General features: G+C 45.9%; 24 protein-coding genes. 3 read left to right on the forward strand and 21 right to left on the reverse strand.

The features are described from left to right. Position 1: 1 nt before the first annotated feature. From flgM to degS, 8 genes are all read right to left on the reverse strand, one after another. Positions 2-268, reverse strand: coding sequence for a flagellar biosynthesis anti-sigma factor FlgM (gene flgM, locus AC3WTF_RS08640; RefSeq protein WP_003151393.1), 267 nt, complete (start codon positions 266-268; stop codon positions 2-4). A gap of 69 nt (positions 269-337) precedes the next feature. Next, positions 338-757, reverse strand: a complete 420-nt coding sequence (locus AC3WTF_RS08645; protein WP_025285352.1) for a TIGR03826 family flagellar region protein — start codon at positions 755-757, stop codon at positions 338-340. Between the two features lie 73 nt (positions 758-830). Continuing rightward, positions 831-1,520, reverse strand: a complete 690-nt coding sequence (locus tag AC3WTF_RS08650; protein WP_492314236.1) for a phosphoribosyltransferase family protein — start codon at positions 1,518-1,520, stop codon at positions 831-833. 5 nt (positions 1,521-1,525) lie between these two features. Continuing rightward, positions 1,526-1,810, reverse strand: coding sequence for a late competence protein ComFB (comFB, locus tag AC3WTF_RS08655; protein ID WP_492314234.1), 285 nt, complete (start codon positions 1,808-1,810; stop codon positions 1,526-1,528). 57 nt (positions 1,811-1,867) lie between these two features. After that, the gene (locus tag AC3WTF_RS08660) at positions 1,868-3,253 is read right to left on the reverse strand and encodes an ATP-dependent helicase ComFA (protein WP_047936252.1); all 1,386 of its coding nucleotides are present in this window, start codon (positions 3,251-3,253) and stop codon (positions 1,868-1,870) included. A gap of 108 nt (positions 3,254-3,361) precedes the next feature. Next, complete coding sequence (locus tag AC3WTF_RS08665) at positions 3,362-4,210, reverse strand: DegV family protein (RefSeq protein WP_007407483.1); 849 nt, start codon at positions 4,208-4,210, stop codon at positions 3,362-3,364. A gap of 97 nt (positions 4,211-4,307) precedes the next feature. After that, entirely contained in the window at positions 4,308-4,997 is a 690-nt protein-coding gene (degU, locus tag AC3WTF_RS08670) for a two-component system response regulator DegU (protein ID WP_003219701.1), read from the reverse strand. A 76-nt stretch (positions 4,998-5,073) separates the two neighbouring features. Then, the gene (gene degS / locus AC3WTF_RS08675) at positions 5,074-6,237 is read right to left on the reverse strand and encodes a two-component sensor histidine kinase DegS (protein WP_007407484.1); all 1,164 of its coding nucleotides are present in this window, start codon (positions 6,235-6,237) and stop codon (positions 5,074-5,076) included. 222 nt (positions 6,238-6,459) lie between these two features. On the opposite strand from degS, the gene AC3WTF_RS08680 reads away from it, so the two are divergent. Together AC3WTF_RS08680 and AC3WTF_RS08685 are read left to right on the forward strand one after the other, a co-directional pair. Further along, positions 6,460-7,107 carry a YigZ family protein gene (locus tag AC3WTF_RS08680; protein ID WP_007407485.1) on the forward strand — a complete coding sequence of 216 codons (648 nt, stop codon included), beginning with the start codon at positions 6,460-6,462 and terminating at the stop codon, positions 7,105-7,107. A 4-nt stretch (positions 7,108-7,111) separates the two neighbouring features. Beyond that, positions 7,112-8,410 carry an LCP family protein gene (locus tag AC3WTF_RS08685; RefSeq protein WP_047936253.1) on the forward strand — a complete coding sequence of 433 codons (1,299 nt, stop codon included), beginning with the start codon at positions 7,112-7,114 and terminating at the stop codon, positions 8,408-8,410. Positions 8,411-8,508: 98 nt separating this feature from the next. On the opposite strand, the gene AC3WTF_RS08690 is transcribed toward AC3WTF_RS08685, so the two are convergent. The 12 genes from AC3WTF_RS08690 to lytA form a co-directional block, all read right to left on the reverse strand. Beyond that, positions 8,509-9,585: a glycosyltransferase family 4 protein gene (locus tag AC3WTF_RS08690; RefSeq protein ID WP_003151382.1), complete on the reverse strand. Its 1,077-nt coding sequence runs from the start codon at positions 9,583-9,585 to the stop codon at positions 8,509-8,511. A gap of 132 nt (positions 9,586-9,717) precedes the next feature. After that, positions 9,718-10,914 (reverse strand): teichuronic acid biosynthesis protein TuaH, encoded by a 1,197-nt coding sequence (gene tuaH / locus AC3WTF_RS08695; protein ID WP_492314235.1) that lies wholly within the window; start codon positions 10,912-10,914, stop codon positions 9,718-9,720. A gap of 19 nt (positions 10,915-10,933) precedes the next feature. Then, the gene (gene tuaG, locus AC3WTF_RS08700; RefSeq protein WP_012118576.1) at positions 10,934-11,692 is read right to left on the reverse strand and encodes a teichuronic acid biosynthesis protein TuaG; all 759 of its coding nucleotides are present in this window, start codon (positions 11,690-11,692) and stop codon (positions 10,934-10,936) included. Positions 11,693-11,715: 23 nt separating this feature from the next. Further along, complete coding sequence (tuaF, locus tag AC3WTF_RS08705) at positions 11,716-12,396, reverse strand: teichuronic acid biosynthesis protein TuaF (protein ID WP_007407488.1); 681 nt, start codon at positions 12,394-12,396, stop codon at positions 11,716-11,718. After that, on the reverse strand, positions 12,393-13,880 hold the full coding sequence (gene tuaE, locus AC3WTF_RS08710; RefSeq protein WP_042635534.1) for a teichuronic acid biosynthesis protein TuaE: 1,488 nt from the start codon (positions 13,878-13,880) through the stop codon (positions 12,393-12,395). The genes tuaF and tuaE overlap by 4 nt, the downstream gene beginning before the upstream one ends. A 66-nt stretch (positions 13,881-13,946) precedes the next feature. Further along, entirely contained in the window at positions 13,947-15,287 is a 1,341-nt protein-coding gene (tuaD, locus tag AC3WTF_RS08715) for a UDP-glucose 6-dehydrogenase TuaD (RefSeq protein ID WP_007407490.1), read from the reverse strand. 4 nt (positions 15,288-15,291) lie between these two features. Further along, complete coding sequence (gene tuaC / locus AC3WTF_RS08720) at positions 15,292-16,488, reverse strand: teichuronic acid biosynthesis protein TuaC (RefSeq protein ID WP_032869542.1); 1,197 nt, start codon at positions 16,486-16,488, stop codon at positions 15,292-15,294. Then, a complete protein-coding gene (gene tuaB, locus AC3WTF_RS08725) occupies positions 16,485-17,933 on the reverse strand; it encodes a teichuronic acid biosynthesis protein TuaB (protein ID WP_129003542.1) in 1,449 nt (482 codons plus the stop codon). Before tuaB ends, tuaC begins: the two co-directional genes overlap by 4 nt. Before the next feature lie 36 nt (positions 17,934-17,969). Further along, on the reverse strand, positions 17,970-18,629 hold the full coding sequence (locus AC3WTF_RS08730) for an exopolysaccharide biosynthesis polyprenyl glycosylphosphotransferase (protein WP_003151373.1): 660 nt from the start codon (positions 18,627-18,629) through the stop codon (positions 17,970-17,972). A 216-nt stretch (positions 18,630-18,845) separates the two neighbouring features. Next, positions 18,846-20,336 carry an N-acetylmuramoyl-L-alanine amidase gene (locus AC3WTF_RS08735; protein WP_012118582.1) on the reverse strand — a complete coding sequence of 497 codons (1,491 nt, stop codon included), beginning with the start codon at positions 20,334-20,336 and terminating at the stop codon, positions 18,846-18,848. Positions 20,337-20,357: 21 nt separating this feature from the next. Further along, positions 20,358-22,478: a SpoIID/LytB domain-containing protein gene (locus AC3WTF_RS08740; protein ID WP_129003540.1), complete on the reverse strand. Its 2,121-nt coding sequence runs from the start codon at positions 22,476-22,478 to the stop codon at positions 20,358-20,360. 32 nt (positions 22,479-22,510) lie between these two features. After that, positions 22,511-22,828 carry an acidic lipoprotein LytA gene (gene lytA / locus AC3WTF_RS08745; RefSeq protein WP_007407496.1) on the reverse strand — a complete coding sequence of 106 codons (318 nt, stop codon included), beginning with the start codon at positions 22,826-22,828 and terminating at the stop codon, positions 22,511-22,513. Positions 22,829-23,008: 180 nt separating this feature from the next. On the opposite strand from lytA, the gene tagU reads away from it, so the two are divergent. Beyond that, a complete protein-coding gene (gene tagU / locus AC3WTF_RS08750; RefSeq protein WP_003151369.1) occupies positions 23,009-23,926 on the forward strand; it encodes a polyisoprenyl-teichoic acid--peptidoglycan teichoic acid transferase TagU in 918 nt (305 codons plus the stop codon). 60 nt (positions 23,927-23,986) lie between these two features. Here tagU and AC3WTF_RS08755 read toward each other — a convergent pair. Then, positions 23,987-24,787, reverse strand: an 801-nt coding sequence (locus tag AC3WTF_RS08755; protein WP_025284310.1) for an IS3 family transposase, incomplete at its 5' end; no start/stop codon positions are given.

Here is a 24,787-nt window from a genome sequence, read left to right on the forward strand (position 1 = left end):
TTTATTGCTTTTTATAGAAATTTACTATATTTTCAGCGATGCTGTTTGAATCTATTTTATATGTTCCGCTCTCTATATCCGCTTTAAGCTGAGCGATTTTTTCCTGTCGTGTTTTAGTGACCGCATCTGACGCATTTTGAAGCTCTTTTGCATGAGAAGAAATTTCCACTTTGTCCTTCGGCTTTGCAGCCTCTTTTTGTACGGCTTGCTTTTCGTAATTTTTTTGGTATGGATTAACGGATTGTGTTCCGTACTGATTGATTTTCATAGGATTCCTCTCGCTTTCTGTTCGCAGTCTAATTCTTTTATCGACTGCGTTATCAGTTAGTTTAGGGAATCAGGTGTTTTTGGTATTATAGGCATAGTATGTGTCTTTTGTACTGTTTTTATCTTCGAATTCAGCGGCTGTTTTTTGGTTCATATGGTCTAATTGCGACTCAATATCTGTCTGACAGGACTTGCAAAATTTCCCCGTCCTGATTGGATTTCCGCACCTTTCGCAAGGATATGCCAAATTCGGAAGCTGGCTGATCTGAATTCTTTTTTGTTTGATAAACTTGAGGATCAGCTCTTCATCCACACCTGTTTCCTCAGTGATCTGCTGCATCGTCGACTGTCTGTTGATCTGCTTTCTCAAAAATTTATAGACGGTTTCAAATGCTTTTTCTTCTTCTTTAATACATGCCTGGCACACGGTCTGCAGGTTCGTTTTAAAAAATAAAGCATTGCATTTTGGACAATTTGCCAATTCACCCATCGTATTAACTCCTATTCCTTCTTTAATCTGCCTTATATTTCTATCAATTATATCGGCAGAAAAAAAGAATGATTTAGCTCCTGATTAAAGTAAAAGAGGAGACCGATGACGCTTTGCCCGCTGTCAGCAGGACTTCGGCGGCTTGGTGAAGTGTGGCGCCCGTCGTATAAATATCATCTATTAAAATGACGTTCATACCTTCGGCGGAGTTTTCGGCTGCTGAAAACTTTTTTTCTGCAGACAGCCTATCTGTTTTGCTCTTTTTGGATTGTTTTTCGTTGTTCAGTCGGATGAGGGGGGAAATGACAGGCATTCCGAGCAGAGAGGCCAGCAGCTCGGATTGATTGAATCCGCGTTCCGCCAGCCGTTCGCCGCTCAGCGGAATAGGGATGAGAGTATGTGTATTTGATGGATATGCCGCTTTAAAGCCGACAGCAAAGTCACGTTCAAATGCTTGAATGATTTTCGCATCACCCCTGAATTTAAAACGGGCCAATGAGTCCTTCATCGCATCATTATATAAATATACCGAACGGTTTTGCCGCAGCAAAAAGCGCTTTTCCGTTTTTGATTCCCAGGCCGCACAATCAGCGCATTTTTCATTTGACTCCTGAGGCCTCCCGCATATACTGCATACGGGGCCTTCAATTTTTTCGAATTGGCTGCTGCATATGCTGCATATCTCTTGCTCGGGCGCCAGAGAAAACAGAGATCTCCAAGTCAATGAACTTGAAATTGGTGAGTCACACAATAAACAATTCAGAGATATTACGCCCCTTCCCGAGTTTCACAGAACTCGCTTGGATTAACCGAAACAATCGCCGCTGATTCAGCCAGAATGACAAGCAGCGCCGTATTTTTCTGTTTATCAACTATCTCTGCTTTTGCATAAGCAACTTTCTTTTTATCTGTAACATATGCCGGTTCAGCCCGGTTAAGTGAAAGTGCCAGTACATCATTTTTGCATACCCGGCATGTGCATTTCATATTAAGCTGAGACATATGGCGGTCGAGAAGTTCCTTTAATACGATTTCTTTTGAATTGACAAGCATGCTGACAGCTCCTCATAGGAAAGTATGAGTATACTGTATCATGTTTTCTGAAATTAACTAGTCCAACAATTTACTTTTTTGTGCCAATTTGTTCATATGTTCTATATGTTTTTTTGCTTTTTTCATTCCGTTTGTAATTCCGAAATGAAACATGACGACATCACCGCTGAAATGTTTATAATGCCTTCCCGTTCTGCCCGCGATCTGTACGAGCGCGCTCTCGGTAAAGATAGGTGCTTCTGCGCCGAGGACACATGTCTGAACTTTGGGCACGGTAACCCCTCTTTCTAAAATCGTAGTCGTTACCAGCAGGTCAAGCCCGCCGTCTCTGAACCGTTTCACTTTATCCTTTCTGAATGTGTCTTCCGCATGTACGCCTTCTGCCCGTATGTTTAATTTCTGAAAATAATCCGTTGTCTTTTTCAATACGTGTACAGACGGAACGAATAAGAAAACCGGCAGCTGTGATTGAAGTTTTTGGCGGACCCAATCGGTTACAGAGCGCGGCAGTTTTCCTTTCTGAAGCTTCTTCTTCCAATTTCCGCACCACAAAAAACGCGGCTCCGGGAGGGGTTTCCGATGATATCTGGCCGGTATGCGGACGCTTTTCAGCAAACCGGCTTCAGCCTTCTTTTTTAATGTGTCTGAAGGAGTTGCCGTTACATAAACAAGGGCGCTGTTTTTCTTCCTCGCTTTATCAACAGCGAATCTTAATGTCTCATCGGCTGAAAAAGGAAACGCATCTACTTCATCTATTATCATGACATCAAAAATGTCTCGGTAGCGCATCAGCTGGTGAGCGGTTGAAATCATTAACGGGGTCAGACGGCCTTTGTCCTCGCTGCCGCCGTACAAAGCAGAAACTTCGACTTTCTCAAATGCTTTTTTCAGTCTCGGCAGCAGTTCAAGTACGACATCTGTACGCGGAGTCGCGACACAGACGCGCAAACCGTGATTCAGCGCAAACTCGATACCCGGAAACAGCATCTCTGTTTTCCCCGATCCGCAAACCGCCCATACTAACAGCTCTTGTCTCTCTTTTATCGCATCTGTAAGCGCGGCGGCCGCCCGCTTCTGTCCGTCTGTCAGTGTTCCTTCCCAAGAAAGCTTTACAGGCTCCCAGCTGTTTTCATGGGCTTGATTCCAAGAATATAATGATGTCAGTTCATCAGCCCTTCCCATCACGACACAGGCACGGCAATAGGTAATCTGCCTTTTGGCAGAGGGCGCCCAAAATGCCGCAAAGCAGGCTTGATCAGACTGACCGCATCGTTGGCAGACGTAACGATTTTTCCGGCGGATGATTGACGGCTCGGCCGTTATATATTCTTTTTCTGTAAAACGCTTAATGCGCTGGTCTGAAAACGGTATCTCAGATCTCAATAAATGCCGGCCGTAAAAGAAATCCCGCACCTCTGAAAATTCTGAAGCACCTTCGGACATCTCCCTGCCTCCTTTCTGCTCAAAGTATGCCTTGTCGGGAACCCACTTGTCGAATTGCGAAAATTAAAAAATAAAAAAATCTCCGCCCTTGAAAACGGAGATTTTCACTTAGTTTTTAAAGCACCAGCCGATTCCGATGGCGCCTTCGCCCAAATGGGTTCCGATCACGGCACCGAAATAGCTGTTATAGAATTCGACATGAGGATATTTACCGCTTAACTCCTGTATAATAGCCGCCGCTTCTTCTTCCCTGTTTGCATGGATGACAGCGGCCCGCATCGGGATTCCTTTACTTGCATCCTCCCCAAACAGCTCAAAAATTCTCGAAATCGCTTTTTTGCGTGTCCGAATCTTCTCAAAAGGAACAATTACCTTATTGTCAAAATGAAGAATAGGCTTTACCTTTAACAGACCGCCGATAAAAGCCTGAGCACTGCTTAGACGCCCGCCCCGCTGGAGGTGTGATAAATCGTCCACCATAAAATACGCACGGACTGTTTTTTTCATTTCTTCCAGCTCTTTTATAATCTCTTCCGGTGAGTCAACACCGTCTTTAATGAGCTGTGCTGCCTTTAACGCATAAAACCCTTGTGCCAAACAGCTGATCTCTGAATCAAAGGGATAAACTTTAATATGATCAACCATAGTGTTTGCCGAGGCGGCGCTGTTATATGTTCCGCTGATTCCGCTGGACAAATGTATGCTTATGACTGCATCATATGTTTTGCCCAGTTCTTCGTACAATGCGATTAATTCACCGAAAGAAGGCTGAGACGTAGTCGGCAGCTCATCATGATTTTTTACTTCTTTATAAAAACTTCTCCAGTCGAGTTCTGTTTCTTCGCGGAATGTTTTTTCACCGAAAACCACTTGGAGAGGGATCATATGAATATGATGTTCTTCTCTCATCTCTTTCGGAATATATGCTGTACTGTCTGTTACAACTGCAATCTTCATCACTTTACCTGCCTTATTAAGTACTTAATAAGTATTTTAATAGATATGCAGCTGTAAAAAAAGACTTGCCATAACAGGCAAGTCTTCTCACACATGACTAACGCATCTCTACCCAGCCGTTTTTAATGGCCACGACAACGGCTTGTGTCCGGTCATTAACGTTCATTTTCTGCAAAATATTACTCACGTGGTTTTTCACTGTTTTCTCACTGATAAACAATGATTCACCGATTCCGCGGTTGCTTTTTCCGTCTGCAAGCATTTGCAGCACTTCACATTCCCGTCTCGTTAATATATGTAATGGTCTCCGGATTTCCGGGTAAACCTCATGCTGAGGATGAGCAGAAACTCCACTTGTCGCAAGACGGCGGAATTCGTTGACAAGATTGTGGGTTACTTTCGGGTGAAGGTAAGAACCGCCCTCGGCTACCACTTTCACTGCTTCGATTAAAGTATCTGCGTCCATCTCTTTCAGGAGATAGCCTCTTGCACCTGTTTTTAAAGCATGAGTCACATAGTTTTCATCATCATGGATGGAGAGGATAATCACCTTAGATTCAGGGTACAGCTCAACAAGCTGTTTAGTAGCCTCTACTCCATTTACATTCGGCATATTGATGTCCATTATGACAACATCGGGATGATAATGCTCGACGATTCGAGCCGCCTCATCTCCATCGTCACCTTCTGCTACCACTTCAAAGGTAGGTTCAAAATCCAATATTCTTTTTACACCCTCACGGAATAGTTGATGGTCGTCGATAATAACAATATTTACTTTAGTCACACGCTACGCCTCCTTATCCTATTGTTCTATATACGCCGCTGTTCGGTCAATATGTCTTTTGGCTCTATTTAACAAATTATAGGCCGAGAGATAACGGAACCTTAATCATGATAAATGTCCCAAGACCTATTTTAGAGTCTATCGTTATCGTTCCTTCAAGCAGATCTACTCTTTCTTTCATTCCCAGCAAGCCGAATGATTTGTTTTTCTTTTGTTTAGCATCCTTAATATCAAAGCCTTTTCCGTTGTCCTTAATGATGAGAACGACAAAATCAGCGGTTACTTCCACTTTTACTGTAATTTCCTCTGATTCTGAATGCTTGAGTGCATTTGTGACGGCTTCCTGAGCGAGACGGAAAAGCGCCACTTCAAATTGCGGGGCAAGCCTTTGGTTCTCCGTGTCTCCGATACACTGAAAATGTATTTTCACCTTTCCGTTGTATTCTTCAGTTGTATAAAGATATTTTCTCAGTGTCGGAATCAGCCCGAGATCGTCCAATGCCATCGGTCTTAAATCATATATAATCCTTCTGACTTCGTAAAGGGCATTCCGCACATTCTGCCGTAGATTTCTGATTTCCTGAAATCCGTCCTCCGTGCCGCGGTCGCGGAAGATCCGTTCAATTAATTCCGATCTCATCATCACATTTGCCAGCATTTGCGCGGGACCGTCATGAATTTCTCTGGAAACTCTTTTTCTTTCTTCCTCTTGGGCTTCAATGATTCTTAAACCGAAATCTTGTTTAGCCTGCGCATCGGCAAGAAGAAGCCCTACTTGGCGAAGGTCTTGATTCAGGTAATTCAGAACGACGGTTATTTGGCTGACCAAAGATTCTGACCGTTCAATGATTTCCTGAAGCCCCAAAAGCCGGCGTTCTAAATCATCTCTGCGCTCCCGCAGCTGCTTTTCACGCTGTTGGATCATCGTCAGTTCCACTTGAAGTTTGTGCGCCTTTTCATAGGCGTTGCGAATTTCTTCTTCGCTGAACTTATGGAAATTTCTGCTTACTTCAGACAAGCGGTTTCGTGCGTGCCGCGTATGAACTTCAAGTTTGTCGCCCAGCTCAATGACTTCGTAGACCTGCTGTTTGATCTGTTTGAGTTCTTCAACCAGCTGCTCATATTGCTGGCGCGACTGCTCTCCGATTTGAAAAACCTCGTCCTTGCTCCCGTCCACGGTTTTCAGCATTTTCATAAGTATAGAATCCAAAACTTTGGAGTCCATCTTCGATTTATTCATCTGTCTCCCTCCGTAACGGTGTTGTTATGTATTTTTATTATAAATGTAATTGAACTGCAATTTATGTCGAATTATAATGAAAGAATGCGTATATTCTAGAAAAAAACATTTTTATATAGTATCTTACTCTTTCATGATACCAAAATATGCGCAAAAATTCTAAAGTCTGTTCGAATTTGTAGAAACAAGTCTTTTAATGCTTGTCAGGAGGGTCCAGCAATCATGCTGCACAGCTATTTAACAGTTAAAGAAACGGGTGAACATGAGATTGTGATTGAAAAATCGCGTTTTATCTGTCACCTGAGCCGTGCTGCTTCTGAAGAGGAAGCGCAGGAATTTATACAAAAGATAAAAAAACAGCACTGGAATGCGACTCATAACTGCTCAGCTTATCTGATCGGCGAAACCGACCATATACAAAAGGCGAATGATGACGGAGAACCAAGCGGCACAGCCGGCGTCCCCATGCTGGAAGTGCTGAAAAAACGCGGTCTGAAAGATACCTGCGCGGTGGTTACCCGGTATTTCGGCGGAATAAAGCTCGGTGCAGGCGGATTGATTCGTGCATATGGGAAGTCAGTGTCTGAAGGCTTAAATCATATAGGAGTTACGGAGCGGAAGCTGATGCGGATTATGCATACATCAGCGGATTATACGTGGCTCGGCAAGATAGAGAACGAACTGAGAGAGTCAGTTTTTTTACTGAAAGATATCCATTATGCGGATCATGTCGAATTTGAAACGTACGTTGAAGAAAAAGACAAAGAAGCGTTTATCAAATGGATGACAGAACTGACGAACGGCAAGAGTAAGAATACAGAGGGAGAACTGACGTATTTAGAAACAGACGTCAGCCCTAAAGGAGACTAATGTAATGGCTGAACGTGTAAGAGTGCGTGTTCGAAAGAAAAAGAAAAGCAAACGAAAGATCATATTCAAACGGATTTTGCTGCTGCTTACCCTCGTTTTGTTAGTCGCTGCCGGGTTTGGCGGATACAAAGTATACAAAACGATCAATGCGGCAGATAATGCATATGATGCCCTTTCCCGCGGAGACAAATCAAAACTTCGGGATAAAGTCATCGATATGAAGAAAAAACCGTTCTCCATTTTGTTTATGGGGATCGAAAATTATGCCACAAGCGGAAAAGGCGGACGATCAGACTCTCTTATTGTCGTTACCCTTGATCCGAGAAATAAAACAATGAAAATGCTGAGTATTCCGCGTGATACGCGGGTGACGCTTGCCGGCGATACAACCGGTAAAAAATCAAAAATCAATGCGGCTTTTGCTAAAGGCGGGGCGGATGAAACCGTCTCAACCGTCGAAGACTTATTAGGCATACCGATTGATAAGTATGTCACTGTCGATTTTAACGGCTTTAAGGATGTTATTGATGAAGTCGGCGGAGTCAATGTAAAAGTGCCTTTTGACTTCGACGAGATGAGTGACGTCAGTAAAAAGAAACGGATCTACTTCAAGAAAGGAAACATGCATTTGAACGGTGAGCAGGCTCTGGCTTACGCACGCATGAGAAAGCAGGATAAACGCGGAGACTTCGGCCGTAATGACCGCCAAAAGCAAATCCTAAATGCACTGATCGACCAAATGTCTAAGGCTGGAAATATTGCTAAAATCGATAAAATCGCTGAAACAGCAAGCAATAACGTCCAAACGAATATCCGAATCACTGAAGGACTCGCCCTTCAGCAGATTTACAACGGCTTTACCAGCAAAAAGATTGATACACTGACCATAACAGGATCAGATTTATATTTAGGCGGCGGCGGAACCGCGTCTACGGGCGGAACGTATTATTTCCAGCCCGATCCGACCAATCTCGAAAAAGTACGGCAGGAATTGCAGAAACACCTGGATTACCCGTCCGGAAGCAGCACGGCGTCCGATCCTGCTTCTGACAGCACCGGAACGGACAGTACGACTGATTCGACTTCCGACAGCACAGGAACAGGCGGTACGGCTGATTCGACTTCCGACAGCACAGGAACAGGCGGTACGGCTGATTCGACTTCCGGCAGCACAGGAACAGGCGGTACGGCTGATTCGACTTCCGGCAGCACAGGAACAAGCGGCACGACTGATTCAACCAACGGTACGGCCGGTGCAAACGGTACGGACAGCACACAGTCCGGCGGCACAACAGGCTATTAAGAGTAAACCCGATCCTTTGAGAAGGATCGGGTTTTTTTATATAATAAGAGAATAGCAGAATCCACAAAAAAGCAGACCATTCGCATGATCTGCTCTTTTTAATTTTTCTTTACCAATCTCTTGTAAAACTTGGTAAATGGTTTAAATTGTTCATTTACTAACCCTGTGACCTCTGCTATGATTTGCATAAATACAATCAATACAAAAATAATAAACAGCGAAAGCCATATGGTCGCGCTTTTCAGCAGGATGGCACTGACGCTGAAAATAAAGCCGATTAAATAAATGATAATGACAGCCGTACGGTGTGACAGCCCGAAGGCCATCAGCCGGTGGTGTATATGTGACTTATCAGGCGCTGAGATCGGCTGTTTGTTTAAAATCCGTCTGATGACGGCGAATGTCGTATCAAAAATCGGCACGCCCAAAATGATGATCGGAATGATGATGCTGAATAAAGTAACACTTTTATAAAGACCTAATAATGAGAGTACTGAGATGACGTATCCGAGAAAGAGCGATCCGGTATCTCCCATAAATATCTTTGCCGGGTGAAAATTATAAAATAAAAATCCGAGTGTGCTTCCTATCACGACAAGTGAAAGTGACAGAATAAGGATTTTCCCTCCGGACAACGCCATAACGGCGATAGTGGAGAGTCCGATGACCGACAGGCCGGCAGCGAGTCCGTCCAAACCGTCAATCAGGTTCATCGCGTTCGTAATACCGACGATCCATAACACAGTCAGCGGGTAAGCGACCCATCCCAATTCTAAACGTTCCGTTAAAAACGGTACGGAGAAAAAGTCCATTTTCAGTCCCGTGCTCACAATCATAATGGCCACGGCCAGCTGGACGAAAAACTTTACCTTTGCGCTTAATTGGTATTTATCATCGAGGATTCCTAAAATAACAATAATAAACGCACCCACTGTAATGGCGGTCATTTTCGTTTCATTATATATACCGGCCGCGAGCACACCCGCCGCTACGCCGATAAAGATGGCCAGGCCGCCCATACGGGGCATTATTTTATCATGTACTTTTCGGTTGCTGGGCTGGTCAACTGCACCTATTTTGATCGCAATTTTTTTTACGATAGGAGTTAGGATTAAAACCGTTAGCAGAGAGACAAAAAACGCAACAACTATGCGAAACATGCGTTCGTCAAGCATAAAGAAGTCTCCTTTGGAATTATATGAAGTCTTTTCTGATATTGAACCGTTCCTTCCATTATAATTCTTACTAGTTATTATAACAAGCATCATCAAAAAGAAACACGCAAATCAAAAAATGCGCTTTCCCTTTTAATGGGATTGCGCATTTTTCAATATACCCGTGCATTCGAGCATTCGGCCGAATAAAACATTCCAATCCCGTCTCCGGGCCAATTCACGGCGCAAAGCCTCATATGATCCGCTGCGGTCCGCTGCCAGAAGCGCGTCGCAGGCCGCGATGAAATCTGCGGGGTCACTGCCTTCAACGTATTCATAGACGAAAGGCCTTTTGATTTTTGACGTAGAAGAAAGGTTGCAGCCGACAACCGGTTTCCCGGCGGCTAAAAATTCAAAAAGCTTAAGCGGAAATACCGCGTCATTATAAGGTGAATTTTTATACGGCATGATGCCGATGTCGACAAGCTGCATATAGGACGGCACTTCATTCGGCGCGGCAGGTCCCGTCCAGATGACATTCGGACGCTCCAGAAGCGACTTGAAATCCGGATCGTCCTGAGCCGTGTTCGGGCCTACCAATAAAATCGTCCAGTCATGCCTCACATCTGCCGTTTCCGCCATAAGCGCAAAATCGAGCTTCGGTTTGATTCCGCCGATAAAACCGAGAACCGTTCCGTTCCGTCCCCGTAAAATGTCTTCATCCGGCTGTTTATTTTCCCGTGAAAACAGGTCATATTCCACTCCGTTTTCAATGGTGAACACTTTCTGGTGCGGATTCTCCAGCTTTTTTCCGACCTCCCGGTGCAGACAGTCAGATGTACACGTAATGGAATCGGCACGCTGAATGATTCTCATTTCCGCCTGTTTAATGATGTTTCTTCTAACATTTGACAGCACCCCGGACCGGCCGCTGATCGGAGCGGCCCACAGATCACTGCAATCGTAAATCACTTCATCCCAAGGAAACAGATCTGCCAGCAGCGGAAAACCGGGGAAGGTGTACCATAAGCAGCAGCGGGCCCCTTCTCCTTCTTCCTTCAGCATGTTCACCAATGGTGAAAGCTTATGCCTGTAGCACATGTCTGTATACCTGCCGAAGCGGAAAGCTTTTTGCTGCATGAGATCCTTTACAGTGAACTGCCGGATTCCCTCGGCGATCCCGACCATTTGACCATCATTGGCTCGCGGAGACGGGCATACCCAAATGACGCTTTTCGTTTCTTTTTGCCGGGCGAGAAATTCAGCCAGCCGGTGCCGTCTGTATCTCAAACGGTCATGCCCCCATTCCGCCGCTCCGACGATTACGTGAATAATCGGTTCCACCTTCATCACCCAGCTCCTCTGACGCCTACAGTCTTTTCAAGACCGCGTTTTTTGCATATTGCATAAAACACCACGAAGCCTTGATAAAATGCAGGCGCTCAATTTCTCTATAAACAAACCACGTTTTTTTTGCGGCTTTCCACTTGTTGCTTGAAATCGAATTCTGCACAAGCCTGTATTCTGAAAGGCACTCATTCAGGCCGTAAGCCGTAAATCCCCTTTTCAGCAGGGAAAGCCATGTCGCTAAATCCTGCCGCGTTCTGATATCAGGCATTTGAATCTGCCCTGTCTGCTCTCTGTCAATCATGACCGTTAAACATCCGATAATCGTGTTTTTTAAAGCTTCATCATATGACAGGCTTTCAGGGGCTTGAATCGTTTTGTCCGTCGGCGTTCCGTCCTGCTCCATGACGCTGTAGCCCGTAAATGAAAAAGCGCAGGACCGCTCTGCCATAAACGCAAGCTGTTTTTGAAGCTTTTCCTTTTTCCATCTGTCATCGCTGTCCAGAAATGCGACATAACGGCCCTTGGCATGTTTAAGGGCTGTATTTCTGGCAGCCGCGGCTCCCCCGTTTTTCTCTAAATAAACGACGCGGATCCGCTCATCCTTTTGTTCATATTGCCGTAAAATATCTCTCGTTCCGTCCGTTGAACAATCATCCGCGATAATCATTTCCCAATGCGGGTGGCTTTGATGTAAAACGGACTGAATCGTGTCTTCGATATATTCACTTGCATTATAAGACGGTGTAATGACAGATACGAAAGGTTTCCAGTTTGTCATGGTCACATCTCCATCGCAGATTTTTACAAGGACTCTCTAAAAAACTCAGGAATGACAATGAACATAAATGCAACTGCAATGCCGATTAAAACGCCCAGAACCGCTTTCTTTTTCGGCGGCATGCCTTGTCCCGCCGTTTCATTCATCGGCTCTGAATTGATGATGCCGGCCGCTTTCAGGTTCAGCTGCGTATTTTTCAATTCGTATAAAAATCGTTCCTTATCCACTTTGGCGTCCGCGCTGACGGTTTCTCCTTCAAGCGCAGCAATACTCTGCCGCACTACTTTTGCCCGTTTTTCAAACAGGTCCTGATCATTCTTCAGAAAAGTTTTTATGACGGCTTGAAACACCGATTCGGTCTCCTGTTTGTTTTGGCCGCTGTAGCTGACCGTGATCAATGAATCTGATTGTGTTTCGACAGTCAGTTTACTTTTCACGGCCGCTCTTTCTTCGTCTGTTTTATCAGGCAAAGCCTGCTTTAAAAAGGCATCGCTCGTCAAAAGGAGCGGGATTTCTTTTGTATTGTTATAAAGCGGATGATCATAATTTCCCGCGGCGATCGCGGCTTCTGATGTAAAACTGCTGCCCCCGCTGATTTTTGACGGCAATACATATCCCGCTGCCCCTAACACAACGGGCAGCGCAATGATCCAAATGATATTCTTTTTGATACGCCGGGTTATTCTTGTCAACATATCCTTCATCTCGCATCTCCCTGTTTTTCATAGTACGCCGTGACGGCAGGCTCCTTTTGTAAACGCCTCAATATATTGACCGCCGCGATCACGAGCGAGAGAAATACCCAGTGGAAAAATAAATTTGATACGGAGCTTGGGCTGATGCTGCTTACCAAAAAACCGGCCATCGCCGTGATAAGTCCTTCTGTGATCAGTCTTGACTGATTTTCCGATTTTCTTTCATGACATTTATAAAGTGTCCAAAAAAGGAACAAATAGACTGTCAGGTAACCGAGCATCGTAAGAACGCCGAAGTTCGCCATAATCTCGACGAGCCAGTTGTGCACCTCAACTACGCCGCCCGTATCATAAACGGGCTCCGCTTTTAAATAGTAAGAGACGTTTCCGGCACCCACTCCGAACCCCCAGGAATCAATCACATAGTGAAAGGCGTTTTTTAAAAGATTCGCCCTCGCAAGGTTGGAAGGAAGCGGTTGCTGTCCCGGCATCGCCTGCGGAGCTGAAAACAGATTCAAGACGGCATTGGTGATACGGCCCGCAAATAAAACCGCAAACAGCGCCGCACCCGCTCCCGCTGCGTACAGCGCGAGTTTTTTCAACAGGGAAGGCAGCATGATGAAGACGTATACAGCCGCCCCCGCGCATATGCCCAGCAGACTCGCGCGCGAACCGGTCAAAATGATTAAATACAAAGCGCAGATCGCAAAGAGCAGGCTGACGGCCTTCACATAGCCGTTTTTCATATTTTTCACCGCCGCTGCATACAGAAAGAAACTGATGCACAAAAACGTTGCGAAATCATTTTGATTAAAGAAAACGGACGTCGGATAATGCTGTTTGTACTGCGGGCCGTTATAAAGCGTGGAGCTCGGCAGATGGTGGTGTGTAAAATGGTTGTAAAAGCCGATCGCCATCACAAAAATGGTCATCACAAGCCATATGCCGTAAAAAACCATCAGCTGATCAAAGCGCTGAATGAACATGACAATAAGATAAATCAAAAACATGCCCATTCCCATTAAAGCTAAATATTTAATCCCGTACGTCACGGATTTTGCCCACAATAACGATAGGAGACCGTATGTAAACCATAAGGCGAAAAACATCAGAACCCCTTTTACATTCACCCGATTCCATCTGTCAATATGATGGCGGTTTGTCAGGATGCCGGCGACGTGAAGGGCGCCCGCTCCGATTAATAACAGCCGGTATATAAATAAGCTGAAAAATCCGAGATGGACCGCAAAGAAGGCCTGGTTTAAAAATGTACACGCGATCAGTATATAAATGAGCCCCATAAACATCTGACCGTTTGTTGTAAAGGCGGATAGCAAAGCAAGTCCGGCAAAGCCGATCATGGCGGCAAACAGCAGCACGGTGATTTTTCCGAAGCCGGCATCCGCCCTGACCGCCTCCAGCATGATGAATCCTCCTGTAATGAGAGCGGCAAGCAGCACAAGAACATGTGCCGCTGAACGTTTGATACTCACATGGCAAACCCCTTTCCAAAACCGGCAGCCGAGCCGGGCTGCCGAGAGCCTGAAGACAATCTTTTTCTATCTTGCCAGTTCTTTTATTTGCCGATCGGCATGAACCGCCGGACGTCCGACGGAATGATAAGTGAATCCTGAAACCCTCATATACTCCAACGGAAACATATTTCTGCCGTCAATGATGACCGGCTGTTTGAGCAGCTGCTTCACTCTCTGAAGATCCATCTCCTTGACTTCCGGCCAATCTGTTGTAATCAGGCATGCGTCCGCGTTTTTGATGGCACTGTACAGCTCTGTGTGATATTCAATGCCGCCGTCTCCTAATATCGCTGACGCTTCGGGAATCGCGATCGGATCATACGCTTTCACGTGAGCGCCCTGCTCTTTAAGACTTGTGATGATATCAAGAGCCGGGGCGGAGCGGACGTCATTTGTGTGCGGTTTAAAGGCCAGCCCCAGTACGGCCACGGTTTTCCCTTTTAAGGGACCGATGGCGCGGTTCAATTTTTCCGTAATACGGACCCGCTGCTTCTGATTGGTTTCAATGACGGCTTCCATCATTTGAAACGGATAGCCGGCGGCGTTTGCGATATGCAATAAAGCCGTTGTATCCTTCGGAAAGCAGGATCCGCCGAATCCGATGCCCGCCTGGAGAAATTTATTCCCGATCCGGCTGTCAAGACCGACGCCTTCTGACACGTGGGAAATGTCCGCCCCGACACGTTCGCAAATATTGGCGATATCGTTAATAAAAGATATTTTGGCGGCTAAAAAAGCATTTGCGGCATACTTAATCATTTCCGCGCTTTCAAGATTGGTCTTTACGATCTTCGTACGGAACGGCTTATGAAGCTCTTCAATGACCGAAGCGGCATGTTCGCTTGTGGCGCCGATGACCGCCCGCTCCATCTGCATCGTATCCCGCACCGCCGAACCTTCGCGGAGGAATTCAGGATTTGACGCGACATCAAACGGATATTTTCCCTTTGACGCTTCGCTGACGATTTGGTAAACGAGCTTTCCTGTCCCGACCGGAACAGTGCTTTTGGTGACAATGATTTTGTATCCGTTCAGCTGTTCTCCGATTGTTTGCGCCGCTGCCTTAATGTAGGTCAAATCGGCTTCACCCGTCTTTGACATCGGCGTACCGACGGCGATATAGATGATATCAGCGGCTTTCACAGCCGGCTCAGTGCCGGCCGTAAAGGATAAGCGCCCGGCACTGACATTTTTTTCGGCTAATTCCTCAAGCCCCGGTTCATATATCGGGATGACTCCGTTTTGCAAGCTTCTGATTTTCGCTTCATTGATGTCACAGCAAGTCACATGATGGCCGATTTCCGCAAAACAAGTTCCAGATACAAGACCTACATACCCTGTTCCTAATACAGCGATTTTTTTCACAGCTTCATCCCTCTTTCGAAAGGTTCTCCTCTTGCCCGGCCCGGTTCATTACGGATCGGTATTTCTCTTTCAGCGCTTTCGCGTTTTGGCTTGCGTCAAAATACGTGCGGACGGTTTGATAAAGTTCCTCGGCTGTTTGCGGCGTCCAAGCCTCTCCTTCGTCATATTGCAGAATCGATTCTGCAAGCGTCTCAGGTGAACCCGGCTTGATCAGCAACCCCCGGTGTTTCCCGAATAAAGAAGCCAATCCTCCGACATCGGTGCAGATCACCGGCACCTTCAGAGCGAGCGCCTCAATGACCACAGTCGGCATGCCTTCGCTGTAGGACGGCAGCGCCATTACATCCGAAGCCAGCAGATAGTCCTGTACCTTGTCGTTCGGCACTTGCCCCGTGACGATATGAGCGGCTTCACGCAATGAAGATGCGGCGGGACCGTCACCGACAAAGACGGCTTCATATCTTTCATCCAATGACTGAGCGGCTTTTGATAAGTCGAAAACACCTTTCTCTTTGACAAGCCTGCCGATGAACACGATCAGTTTTTTATCCGGAGGAAGGCCGAGCCGTTTTCTGACGGCTTCTTTCGTCTCGTTCCTTTTTCGAAAGGCGTCAAGCGTGATGCCGATCGGAAGCACGGTGCACTCCGCTTCGATAAGCTTTTTCATTTGTTCCCGCAGACTGCCGCTCACAGCGTAAATATCGGCTGCTTCCCGCACCGCAAATGTAAATGCGCGATGAGCGCTTTTGCTGTAATGCGGATAGACATTGACATCACTGCCATGCAAGGTCAGCACATACGGAATGCCTAAAGCCTTTGACACAATGGCGGCCGCTCCGCCTGACGGCATGGCGAAATGCGCGTGAATCAGATCGGGCTTCAGGCCATGATTTTTAATTTCGGAAAGAATGGATTCCGCCATTCTTTTATGCGGCTGCGCCCATTTCAGCTGCCCGGGAACCGCCTGATAAAACGGCCGGTGGACGGACACGCCTTTCCGCCATTCATGCGCCGGCCTGATATCCTTTTGCCGATACGTCTTTTTCAGCACCCGGAATGGCGCGGCGAGTTTCGGCCGCGGACAAATGACGGTCATCTCCGCGCCAAGCCTTCTCAGTTCTTGGGCCTGCGTCTCATGAAAAACGCCTTCTCCCGGCTTCTCACTGCTCGGATAGACACTTGTCATCCACAATACCTTCATAGCAAACGTCCTTTTCTTAATTTACTTTTCATATGCGGATAAGCTTTTCCTAACAGGAATAAATAACACAACGCGCCGCAGGCTACGGAGATCGCCAGCCGCAGCTTGACATCAAGGCTGATCCGCTCCGTGCCGAAGCTGGCTGTAAAGGCGATGACACCCATTGCCGCCGTAAGCACAAACGGTTTGGCCACGGCTTTGAAGTAAGCCGACAGCCGCAGCTTAATGACATATGCCAACAGCCAGCGCCCGATCAGGAAATTCAGGATGCTGATGAAAGCGTACGTCCAGGCTACCGTCAAGAGATTTCCGGACAGCACGGCGGCGTACAAAGATGCACCATACAGCAGCATCACCCCGGCGTCCCAATAAAACGCCAGATCGGCCCGCCCTTTTGCGAGCAGCACAGATCCGTTCGGATTCATCAGAACCCTTAATATCCCGACGATGGCGAGAACGTTTAAAACCGGGACAGCCGCCAGCCATTTTTCTCCGAATACCGAAGCCACGAATGCATCCGACACTGAAACCAAACCGAGCAAAAGTGGAAAGGATATCAGCGCGAGTATTTTGGTCATATTGAGAAATCCTTCTCTGATAACGCTGTTTTCATGCTTGTTTTTCGCAAAGACGGGAAACGCAACTCTCGTAATGATCGGATTAATTTTTAATACCGGAAGCGTGACAATCTGGTAGGCCAGATTGTAAATGCCGAGCGCCTCAGCGCCGATAAAACTGCCGATCAGAATCATATCAATATTCGCCCCGAGCCGGTTCACAAGCCGGGAAGACAGCTGAAAGGCCCCGAAAGAAAAGAAACCTTTCATTCCTTTCAGATCAAAAACCAACGCCGGTCTCCATGTTTTTCTGCAGGACATCCAGTACAGAATGCCTTTTGACGATTGCAGCAGCACCTGGGAAATCACATAGGCGAGAATCGGGTCCGTATAAAAAACCGCGGCCGCCAAATACACGAAGGACAGCACATTTGAAAAGATTTCAATCTTGCTTAACGTGTTAAATGCCAGCGCTTTTTGCAGCATATACTGGTATTGCTGACCGATCGGCGCGATTAAAAACATGACGGCCAGCACGCGGATTAAATAGACAAGCTCCTCCCGCCGATAAAAATCGGCGATGAGCGGACTGCTGAAAAACAGCAGCGCAAACAGCGCAAGCCCTGTTATGATATTCAGCCAGTACAAGGAAGACATCTGTTTATCAGTCACATGATCTTTTTGAATGAGCGCGGCGCCAAAACCCATATCAAGCGCAATTTGGGCAAACACCACTACCGTTGTGATCATGCCGACAAGGCCGAATTCAGCCAGTGACATGACCCGCCCGAGCAGGGCGAATTGGATGATTTGAATGACCGTAATACACGCTGTCGAAATACTTGTCCATTTGGCGCCGCTCAAGATTTGATTTGTAATACTAGGCATCGTTTTCCCTACTTTTTTGTCTGCTGACCAGAATTTTTATCGCGCCCCGTCACCGGTCCAGATCACTTTGCACGTTTTGAGCATAATCTTCAGTTCCAATGAAAAGGTCAGGTTGCGGATATAATATAAGTCAAACATTAGTTTTTCCCTCGGTGTCATGTCATATCCCCCGTTGACCTGCGCCCAGCCGCTTAATCCCGGCTTAACGGCCAGCCGCTCCGTAAACCCCGGAATCTCAGCCTGAAACTGTTCCGTAAACACGGGACGCTCGGGACGCGGGCCGATCAGGCTCATTTCTCCCCGAAGCACATTTACCAGCTGCGGCAGCTCATCAATACGGGTCCTTCTGATAAAAGCGCCGACCTTTGTCACGCGGGGATCCTTTTTCAGCGCCCAGACCGCCCCCGATTTTTCAGCATCTATTTTCATAGAGCGGAGCTTATACAAATAAAACGGCTTCCCGTCTTTGCCTACCCGCTCCTGCTTATAAAAAGCCGGGCCGGGCGACTCCAAACGAATCAGTATGGAGAACAGGCCCATCACCGGGAGCGCCGCCAAGAGCCCCGCAAGCGCAAACACAATGTCCATGAATCGCTTAAAAGCCAAATAACGGGCCGTTCTTTCCGTAACGGCAGCGGAAGTCCCCTGCCGCACTGCATAGTTATTATTTACATTCATGCTTTTCTCTGCTCCCACTGACACACACCTCACGATTTGTTGGGATGTTTGATGACCTATGCCGTGAGTTTAGCAGATGGATGTTAATTGGAAGTAAAGGAAGCGTTAATGTTTATTAGAATGTTTCGATTATTGTTTTTTTATTGTAAATCTATTCATATCCATATTTGAGACAAAGCATAATGAAAAATAAAAAAACAGACCGGTATGAACCGGTCTGTTTCCATGAAAAAATTATCGGAAATAGGAGGAAACGCCTTGGGTGATCCCCGCCGCGAGTCTGTCCTTTTTCGTTGATTGTTTTAAAATATTGGCATCAATCGGGCTTGTGACAAAACCGGTTTCTAACAAGACACTCGGCATTTTAGAATACTTAATGACGTAAAATCCGGCAGTTTTCACACTGCGGTCACGCGTGCCGAGAGCAGAAACCATTCTCGGCTGAATATTTTGGGCAAGCCTCAGACTGTTTGCGGATTGGTACGTTTTATCATAATACGTCTCCGTACCGTTTGCACTGCTGTTATCATTTGCGTTCGCATGGACGCTGATGAAAATATCGGCGTTCGCCTTCGCCCCTTTGTTCACTCTCTCCTCAAGCGAGTCAAAGGTGTCACCCTTCCTCGACATTACAGTAAGCGCGCCCGCGCCGTATAATTGATTGTTAAGACGCGTAGCGATATCAAGGTTTACATTTTTCTCAAGCAAGCCGTTTCCGGTTGCACCTGAATCCTGATAGCCATGCCCCGGATCAATAAAGACCGTTTTGCCGACAACCGGATTTTTAAGCTGCGACGCGGCATTGTTGCTTAAAGATGAAGCACTTCCTATGACAGTGAAGCTGGTGATGTTTTTACTTCCGATATACGTCCGGACGTCTTTTGACAGACTGTCTCCATTCGTCAGCAGGTGAACTCTTCCCTGTTTGGCGCTCAGCACGCCTCCGACGATGGTATCCGCCTCTTTAAAGCCATTGGTAACAAACGTATAGCCTGTGCTTAAGCCTGTCTTTTTTGCAAGATTCACAGACAGGTTATAGCGGTTTTTGCCGCTGATTCTTGAAGGGTTCGGCAGTTTATTGTAAAGTGAGCTGCTGATGCTGCTTGTCCCGCCGATGACAATCGTGTTTTTAATCCCCAAGCTTTTGATCGCATTGGACGTAGAACCATTTAATGTCGAATCATTAGTGAATAAAATCGGATATTTTTTAGCGGACGCATAAGAAATCGCAGCCATTCCATCTGCATCAACAAACCCGTTGACCACAAGGGCTGTAGAAGATCTTGTCATTTCACCCGCCACTTTTGCGGCTGTGGCATATCTCGTGCTCCCTGATAATCGTTTGACACTGATGCCTAATTTAGCAATTTGATTTTCAGTATTTTTCGAAACGGCAGGTGTGCCGCCTACGATAATCACATTTTTCGTTTTTAAATCAATTAATCCCTTTTTTGTGCCGGCAGACAGCTGATCTTTATTTGTAAACAGCAGCGGCGCATTTTTTTGATATGAAAGCGGCGCAGCGGCAATTGCATCGGCATATGAAGTTCCGCCGGTGATAATGACCGTTTTCGCTTCACCCCATGATTGTTTTGCCGCCAGTACAGCCGTATCATACCGGGTGCTTCCGCCGATCCTTTTAACCGTGTTGTCAGCCAAAGCGGAAGGGACAAATAGAATGACCCCGAGAATAAAAACGGGGAGACATTTTATGATGAATTTCAATCCGATCTCCTCCACAGAAGTTTAGTAGTTTGTAAGTGCTGTATTAGGATAATAGAACGCAAGAATAGAAGTATACGGCTCTCCGGCCTCCGCTCTTTCTTTTGCTCCGTATTGACTCATTCCTACGCCGTGACCGTATCCTTTTCCTGATATCGTGATTTGCGAAGAATTACCGGACGCACTGGCGTATGTGCTTTTAAAAGATGAAGCTCCGATCATCGTCCTGAGTTCAGACGCTTTCACCTCAACAGATGCAGTCTTGTTCATGACATAGCCCTTCGACTTGTCATTCACATGGTACGTGACCTTCACCGCGGCGTCTTCCGCGCGCTGGCCTTTTGTTTTTCCGGTGAGCGAGAGATCAGAGATACTTGCAATTTTTATGGAACTTGCATTGGTTTCTTTATTTTTCATCAGCCAATTTTTTATTCCGTTGAGCTGCGCGGCATTTGCTTCGTTTGTTTTAGACCACCAGGATGCGGGATTTTTCATATCCAGAACCGCTGGCAGCTGCTGCTTCTGCAATGTTAAAGACCAGCTGATTTCCGGATCTTTTGTATCCTTTTTGGCTACTAAATACGGCACTTTCGATCCCCACACTTCATCGCCGGCTTCCATGTAACCGCCATTGCTTGATGAGTAAGTGGCATCTATCAATCTGCCGGAATAAGTGAGCACTTTCCCTTTTGTTCCGTTAACGGCTGCGGTGGCGTTTGGATACCAGCTGTATCCCCCGTAAACCTGAAAGGCCGTTGTATCCGCGACTGTTTGTCCCATCTTGCCGATAGAGTAGGTGCGGGCAGCAACAGCCTGGGCTTTCAGCGCTTCTGTCGGCCAGCTTCCCGGCATTTCATTCGGCAGGACACCTTTCAGATAATCCTCAAAAGGAATGTTTTCATTAACAGGTCTTACATATTTGCCGGATTCCGCAGTGAAACTCATATTCCCCAGATATGGCTTCCCGTCAATGCTGATTGTGTTTGCTGTTGAATATTTTTCAGGAACCGCCTTGAAAGACGTTTTTCCGCTGTTAATGCCTGCAACGCCTAATTTGCCGCCGGACGTTTCAATACGGTATGTCTTTCCGTTTACGAGATAAAACTCTTTTGCGTAAGCAGCCTTAACTGAATCGGCAATTGAATTTGCGCTGCCTATTAATGTATAAGAATAGGTGCCTTTCGTTTTAAAAAGGCTGGCCTCGTCGGCGGGTGTTTCGCTTTTTTTGATGTATACAAGCGGCATGTGATTTGCGGCGGCAATATTTGATCCGACAACGATGTCCGCTAATTTAGTCCCGTTGGCAGCCACCGTTTTGCTTGCATCCATGCCGAGCGAAGTGACTGCGTTTGCTGATATTTGATATCTGTTTGATCCGGTAATTCTTTTGGTGACCGAGGCCTTCTTTTTAATTTGATTCTCCACATCTTTGCTGACGCTTGAAGTGCCTCCCATGATGATCACTTTTTTAGGCAGATTGTAGCTCGGAAGGGAGTCTTTTTTCGTCAGGAGAATCGGATAGCCGTTTTGCGCAGCATAAGGCGCGATTGCCAGCGCATCCGTATATACATCCCCCGTTACTACGACCGCCTGGTCATAGCTGCCCATTTCGGCCGCAATATTTTTGGACAGATCATATCTGTTTTTTCCGCTGATCCGTTTCGTACGGCCGTATTTCTTCAATGTCTTTTCCGCGGCTGACGAAATACTGTTCGTCCCGCCGATGATTAAAATATTATCCGGACTGAATTTCTTGATTTGCGCTTCTGTGCTGCTGCTCAGCTTTTTCGCTTCAGTCAGCAGAACAGGCGCTTTCAGTTTATTCGCTAAAGGAATGACGGAAAGCGTGTCCGCAAAATAAGCATCCGTATTAACGACGACTATGTTGGACGGGTTTTTCCAATACTTGGATGTCGCGGCGTTAGCCGTATCATATTTGGACGCGCCTCCCAATCTGGCAACGGAGGAGACATCGCTTCCCGTCAGTTTATAAGTTCCTGAAGGTTCGATATTCAGAGTCGATTTATTACCAATATAATTCGTCAGTTTTACTGAGATATCAGAACTGGACGCAAAAGTGCTTTCCGGTAATAAAGCCAGGCTGAATATCACAGAAAAACAGACAGCCCATATTGTTTTCTTCAATTTTTATCCCGCCTTTTGCTGATCATGGTGTATTATTTTGCTTTCTCGATTTCCTTGATCTCTTTTTGGCCTTTATCATTTGTGAAATACGTAATGCTGACTTTGTCATTTTCGCTGAATTTATTCAGAACATCAGAGAAGTCATCAGAAAATTCAAAGCTGACGGGCTGATCATCCACTTTTACTTCAATTGTGTGCGTATCCGCCATACCGACATAATATGCCGTTTCTTTTTGAGCCTGGTTCTCCGAAGAACCGCTTCCCTTCTTTGATTGATCCGCCGTTCCGCACGCTGCCAATACAACAGAAAAAAGCAGTATTAAGAACGAAGCTGCAATAGTTTTTTTCATTTTTTTCACCTCATCTTTATGTATCGTCTTATACTAACTTTTTTTTAAGGTAATTTTAAGGTCTTTTTGTAACCTTTTTTTAAGAATTTCGTCTATTACATGGTTATAAGTAAAAATATGACTGGGTTTATAAAGATTAGTAAATTGCATCAGGAAAGTTAATAGAAAAGGTGATGACAAATGAGAGCTGAACGAAAAAGAAAGAAGAAAAAAGTTCTTCTGACAATCGTAACAATCATCGGGCTGTTAGTTTTATCATCAGGAGGCTACGTCTACTACTTGTGGCACAAAGCGGCTTCAACGGTGGCAAGCATTCAGGAAGACTTGAAAAAATCGGACAAACGTGACACGGATATAGATCTCGGAAAGAAGGATCCGATTTCTGTTTTAATCATGGGCGTCGATGAGCGGAAAAATGACAAGGGGCGCGCGGATACGATGATTTATATGACCGTCAATCCTAAAACGAATACAACAGAAATGGTCAGCATTCCGCGTGATACGTATACGAAAATCTCCGGCAAAGGTACGATGGATAAAATCAACCACTCTTATGCTTTCGGCGGAACGCAGATGGCCGCGGATACCGTCGAGGACCTGCTTGACGTGCCGGTAGATTATTTTGTGAAAGTAAACATGGAGAGCTTCAAAGATACCGTGGATACACTCGGCGGGATTACGGTGAACAGCACGTTTGCCTTCAACTACGACGGGCACTCTTTCGGAACGGGGAACATCAGCCTGAACGGCGAAGAAGCACTTGCCTACACGCGTATGAGAAAAGAAGATCCCCGGGGGGATTTCGGCAGGCAGCAGCGCCAGCGCCAAGTGATTGAAGGGATTATTTCTAAAGGGGCAAACATCTCGTCTGTCACGAAATTCGGAGATATGTTTAAGGTCATTGAAAACAATATGAAAACAAACATGTCATTCGATGATATGTGGACGGTTATGACTGACTATAAAAACGCCCGCAGCAAAGTCACTCAGCATGAACTGAAGGGAACGGGAACGAGAATCAACAATATCTATTATTACAAATTAGATGAAGCAAGCCTCGCTTCAGTCAAAAAAGAATTAAAAGAAAGCCTGAAATAATAAAAAACTCTGCATATGAGGGACTGCCCCCCGTTTTTGAGACAGGGGTCAAAACACCTTTTAAACAGCCAATTGCCGATAGTTTATCGGTGATTGGTTGTTTAGTTTGGTTTGAATACGAATATTGTTATAATAATGAATGTATTCTATGACAGTGCGTTCTACGATGGCAGTCGTAGTTCGATCAATGCTGTTAAGATAGAACGTTTCAGACTTTAGCGAGGAATGAAACGATTCGATGGAGGCATTATCAGCGGGCGTCCCTTTGCGGGACATGCTCATGGTAATGCCTTTTGTTTTAACAGCTTTTTGATACTCGTAAGATGTATACACAGAACCTTGGTCACTATGTAACACGCAGTTCTCAGGCAGCATTGGTAGCTGATCAAGTGTGTCTAAGACAAAGGCTGTGTCCTGCTTATCCCCAATAGTAAAAGCAATCACTTCTCCATTGTATAAATCTAATATACTGGAAAGGTACAATTGTTTCTGTCCATAAGGCAAATATGTGATGTCCGTTACTAGTTTTTCAAGAGGACGATCAGACTGAAAGTTCCGATCCAATATATTATCGACCACGGCATATGGCTGCCCATCCTTCTTGCGCTTTTTCACCTTAACCCGACACTGCCATTGATTTTTCTGCATAATACGTTGAACCGTTTTATGGTTAATACACATTCTCTTTTTTAGTATGGCTGTGATTTTTCGATATCCATATCGATACTTGTGCTCTCGGCACAACGTGCCGATTTGTTTTTCCAAATGGCGCTTGGGATGATCCTTCATCAGATTCTTCTTCCAACGATAATAAGACGCTCGAGAGATACCTAAATGAATACAGATATCCTGTACGGTCAT

The sequence above is a fragment of the Bacillus sp. EB106-06-01-XG163 genome (assembly GCF_058791615.1).

Coding starts and splice junctions, on each gene's coding strand:
- lytA (WP_007407496.1), bottom strand. CDS start 22,828: ATGAAAAAAACTATTGCAGCTTCGTTCTTAATACTGCTTTTTTCTGTT.
- flgM (WP_003151393.1), bottom strand. CDS start 268: ATGAAAATCAATCAGTACGGAACACAATCCGTTAATCCATACCAAAAA.
- AC3WTF_RS08680 (WP_007407485.1), top strand. CDS start 6,460: ATGCTGCACAGCTATTTAACAGTTAAAGAAACGGGTGAACATGAGATT.
- tagU (WP_003151369.1), top strand. CDS start 23,009: ATGAGAGCTGAACGAAAAAGAAAGAAGAAAAAAGTTCTTCTGACAATC.
- AC3WTF_RS08690 (WP_003151382.1), bottom strand. CDS start 9,585: ATGCTTGACGAACGCATGTTTCGCATAGTTGTTGCGTTTTTTGTCTCT.
- tuaF (WP_007407488.1), bottom strand. CDS start 12,396: ATGAAGGATATGTTGACAAGAATAACCCGGCGTATCAAAAAGAATATC.
- tuaC (WP_032869542.1), bottom strand. CDS start 16,488: ATGAAGGTATTGTGGATGACAAGTGTCTATCCGAGCAGTGAGAAGCCG.
- AC3WTF_RS08685 (WP_047936253.1), top strand. CDS start 7,112: ATGGCTGAACGTGTAAGAGTGCGTGTTCGAAAGAAAAAGAAAAGCAAA.
- degS (WP_007407484.1), bottom strand. CDS start 6,237: ATGAATAAATCGAAGATGGACTCCAAAGTTTTGGATTCTATACTTATG.
- tuaH (WP_492314235.1), bottom strand. CDS start 10,914: ATGAAGGTGGAACCGATTATTCACGTAATCGTCGGAGCGGCGGAATGG.
- tuaG (WP_012118576.1), bottom strand. CDS start 11,692: ATGACAAACTGGAAACCTTTCGTATCTGTCATTACACCGTCTTATAAT.
- AC3WTF_RS08645 (WP_025285352.1), bottom strand. CDS start 757: ATGGGTGAATTGGCAAATTGTCCAAAATGCAATGCTTTATTTTTTAAA.
- tuaB (WP_129003542.1), bottom strand. CDS start 17,933: ATGCCTAGTATTACAAATCAAATCTTGAGCGGCGCCAAATGGACAAGT.
- AC3WTF_RS08660 (WP_047936252.1), bottom strand. CDS start 3,253: ATGTCCGAAGGTGCTTCAGAATTTTCAGAGGTGCGGGATTTCTTTTAC.
- AC3WTF_RS08665 (WP_007407483.1), bottom strand. CDS start 4,210: ATGAAGATTGCAGTTGTAACAGACAGTACAGCATATATTCCGAAAGAG.
- comFB (WP_492314234.1), bottom strand. CDS start 1,810: ATGCTTGTCAATTCAAAAGAAATCGTATTAAAGGAACTTCTCGACCGC.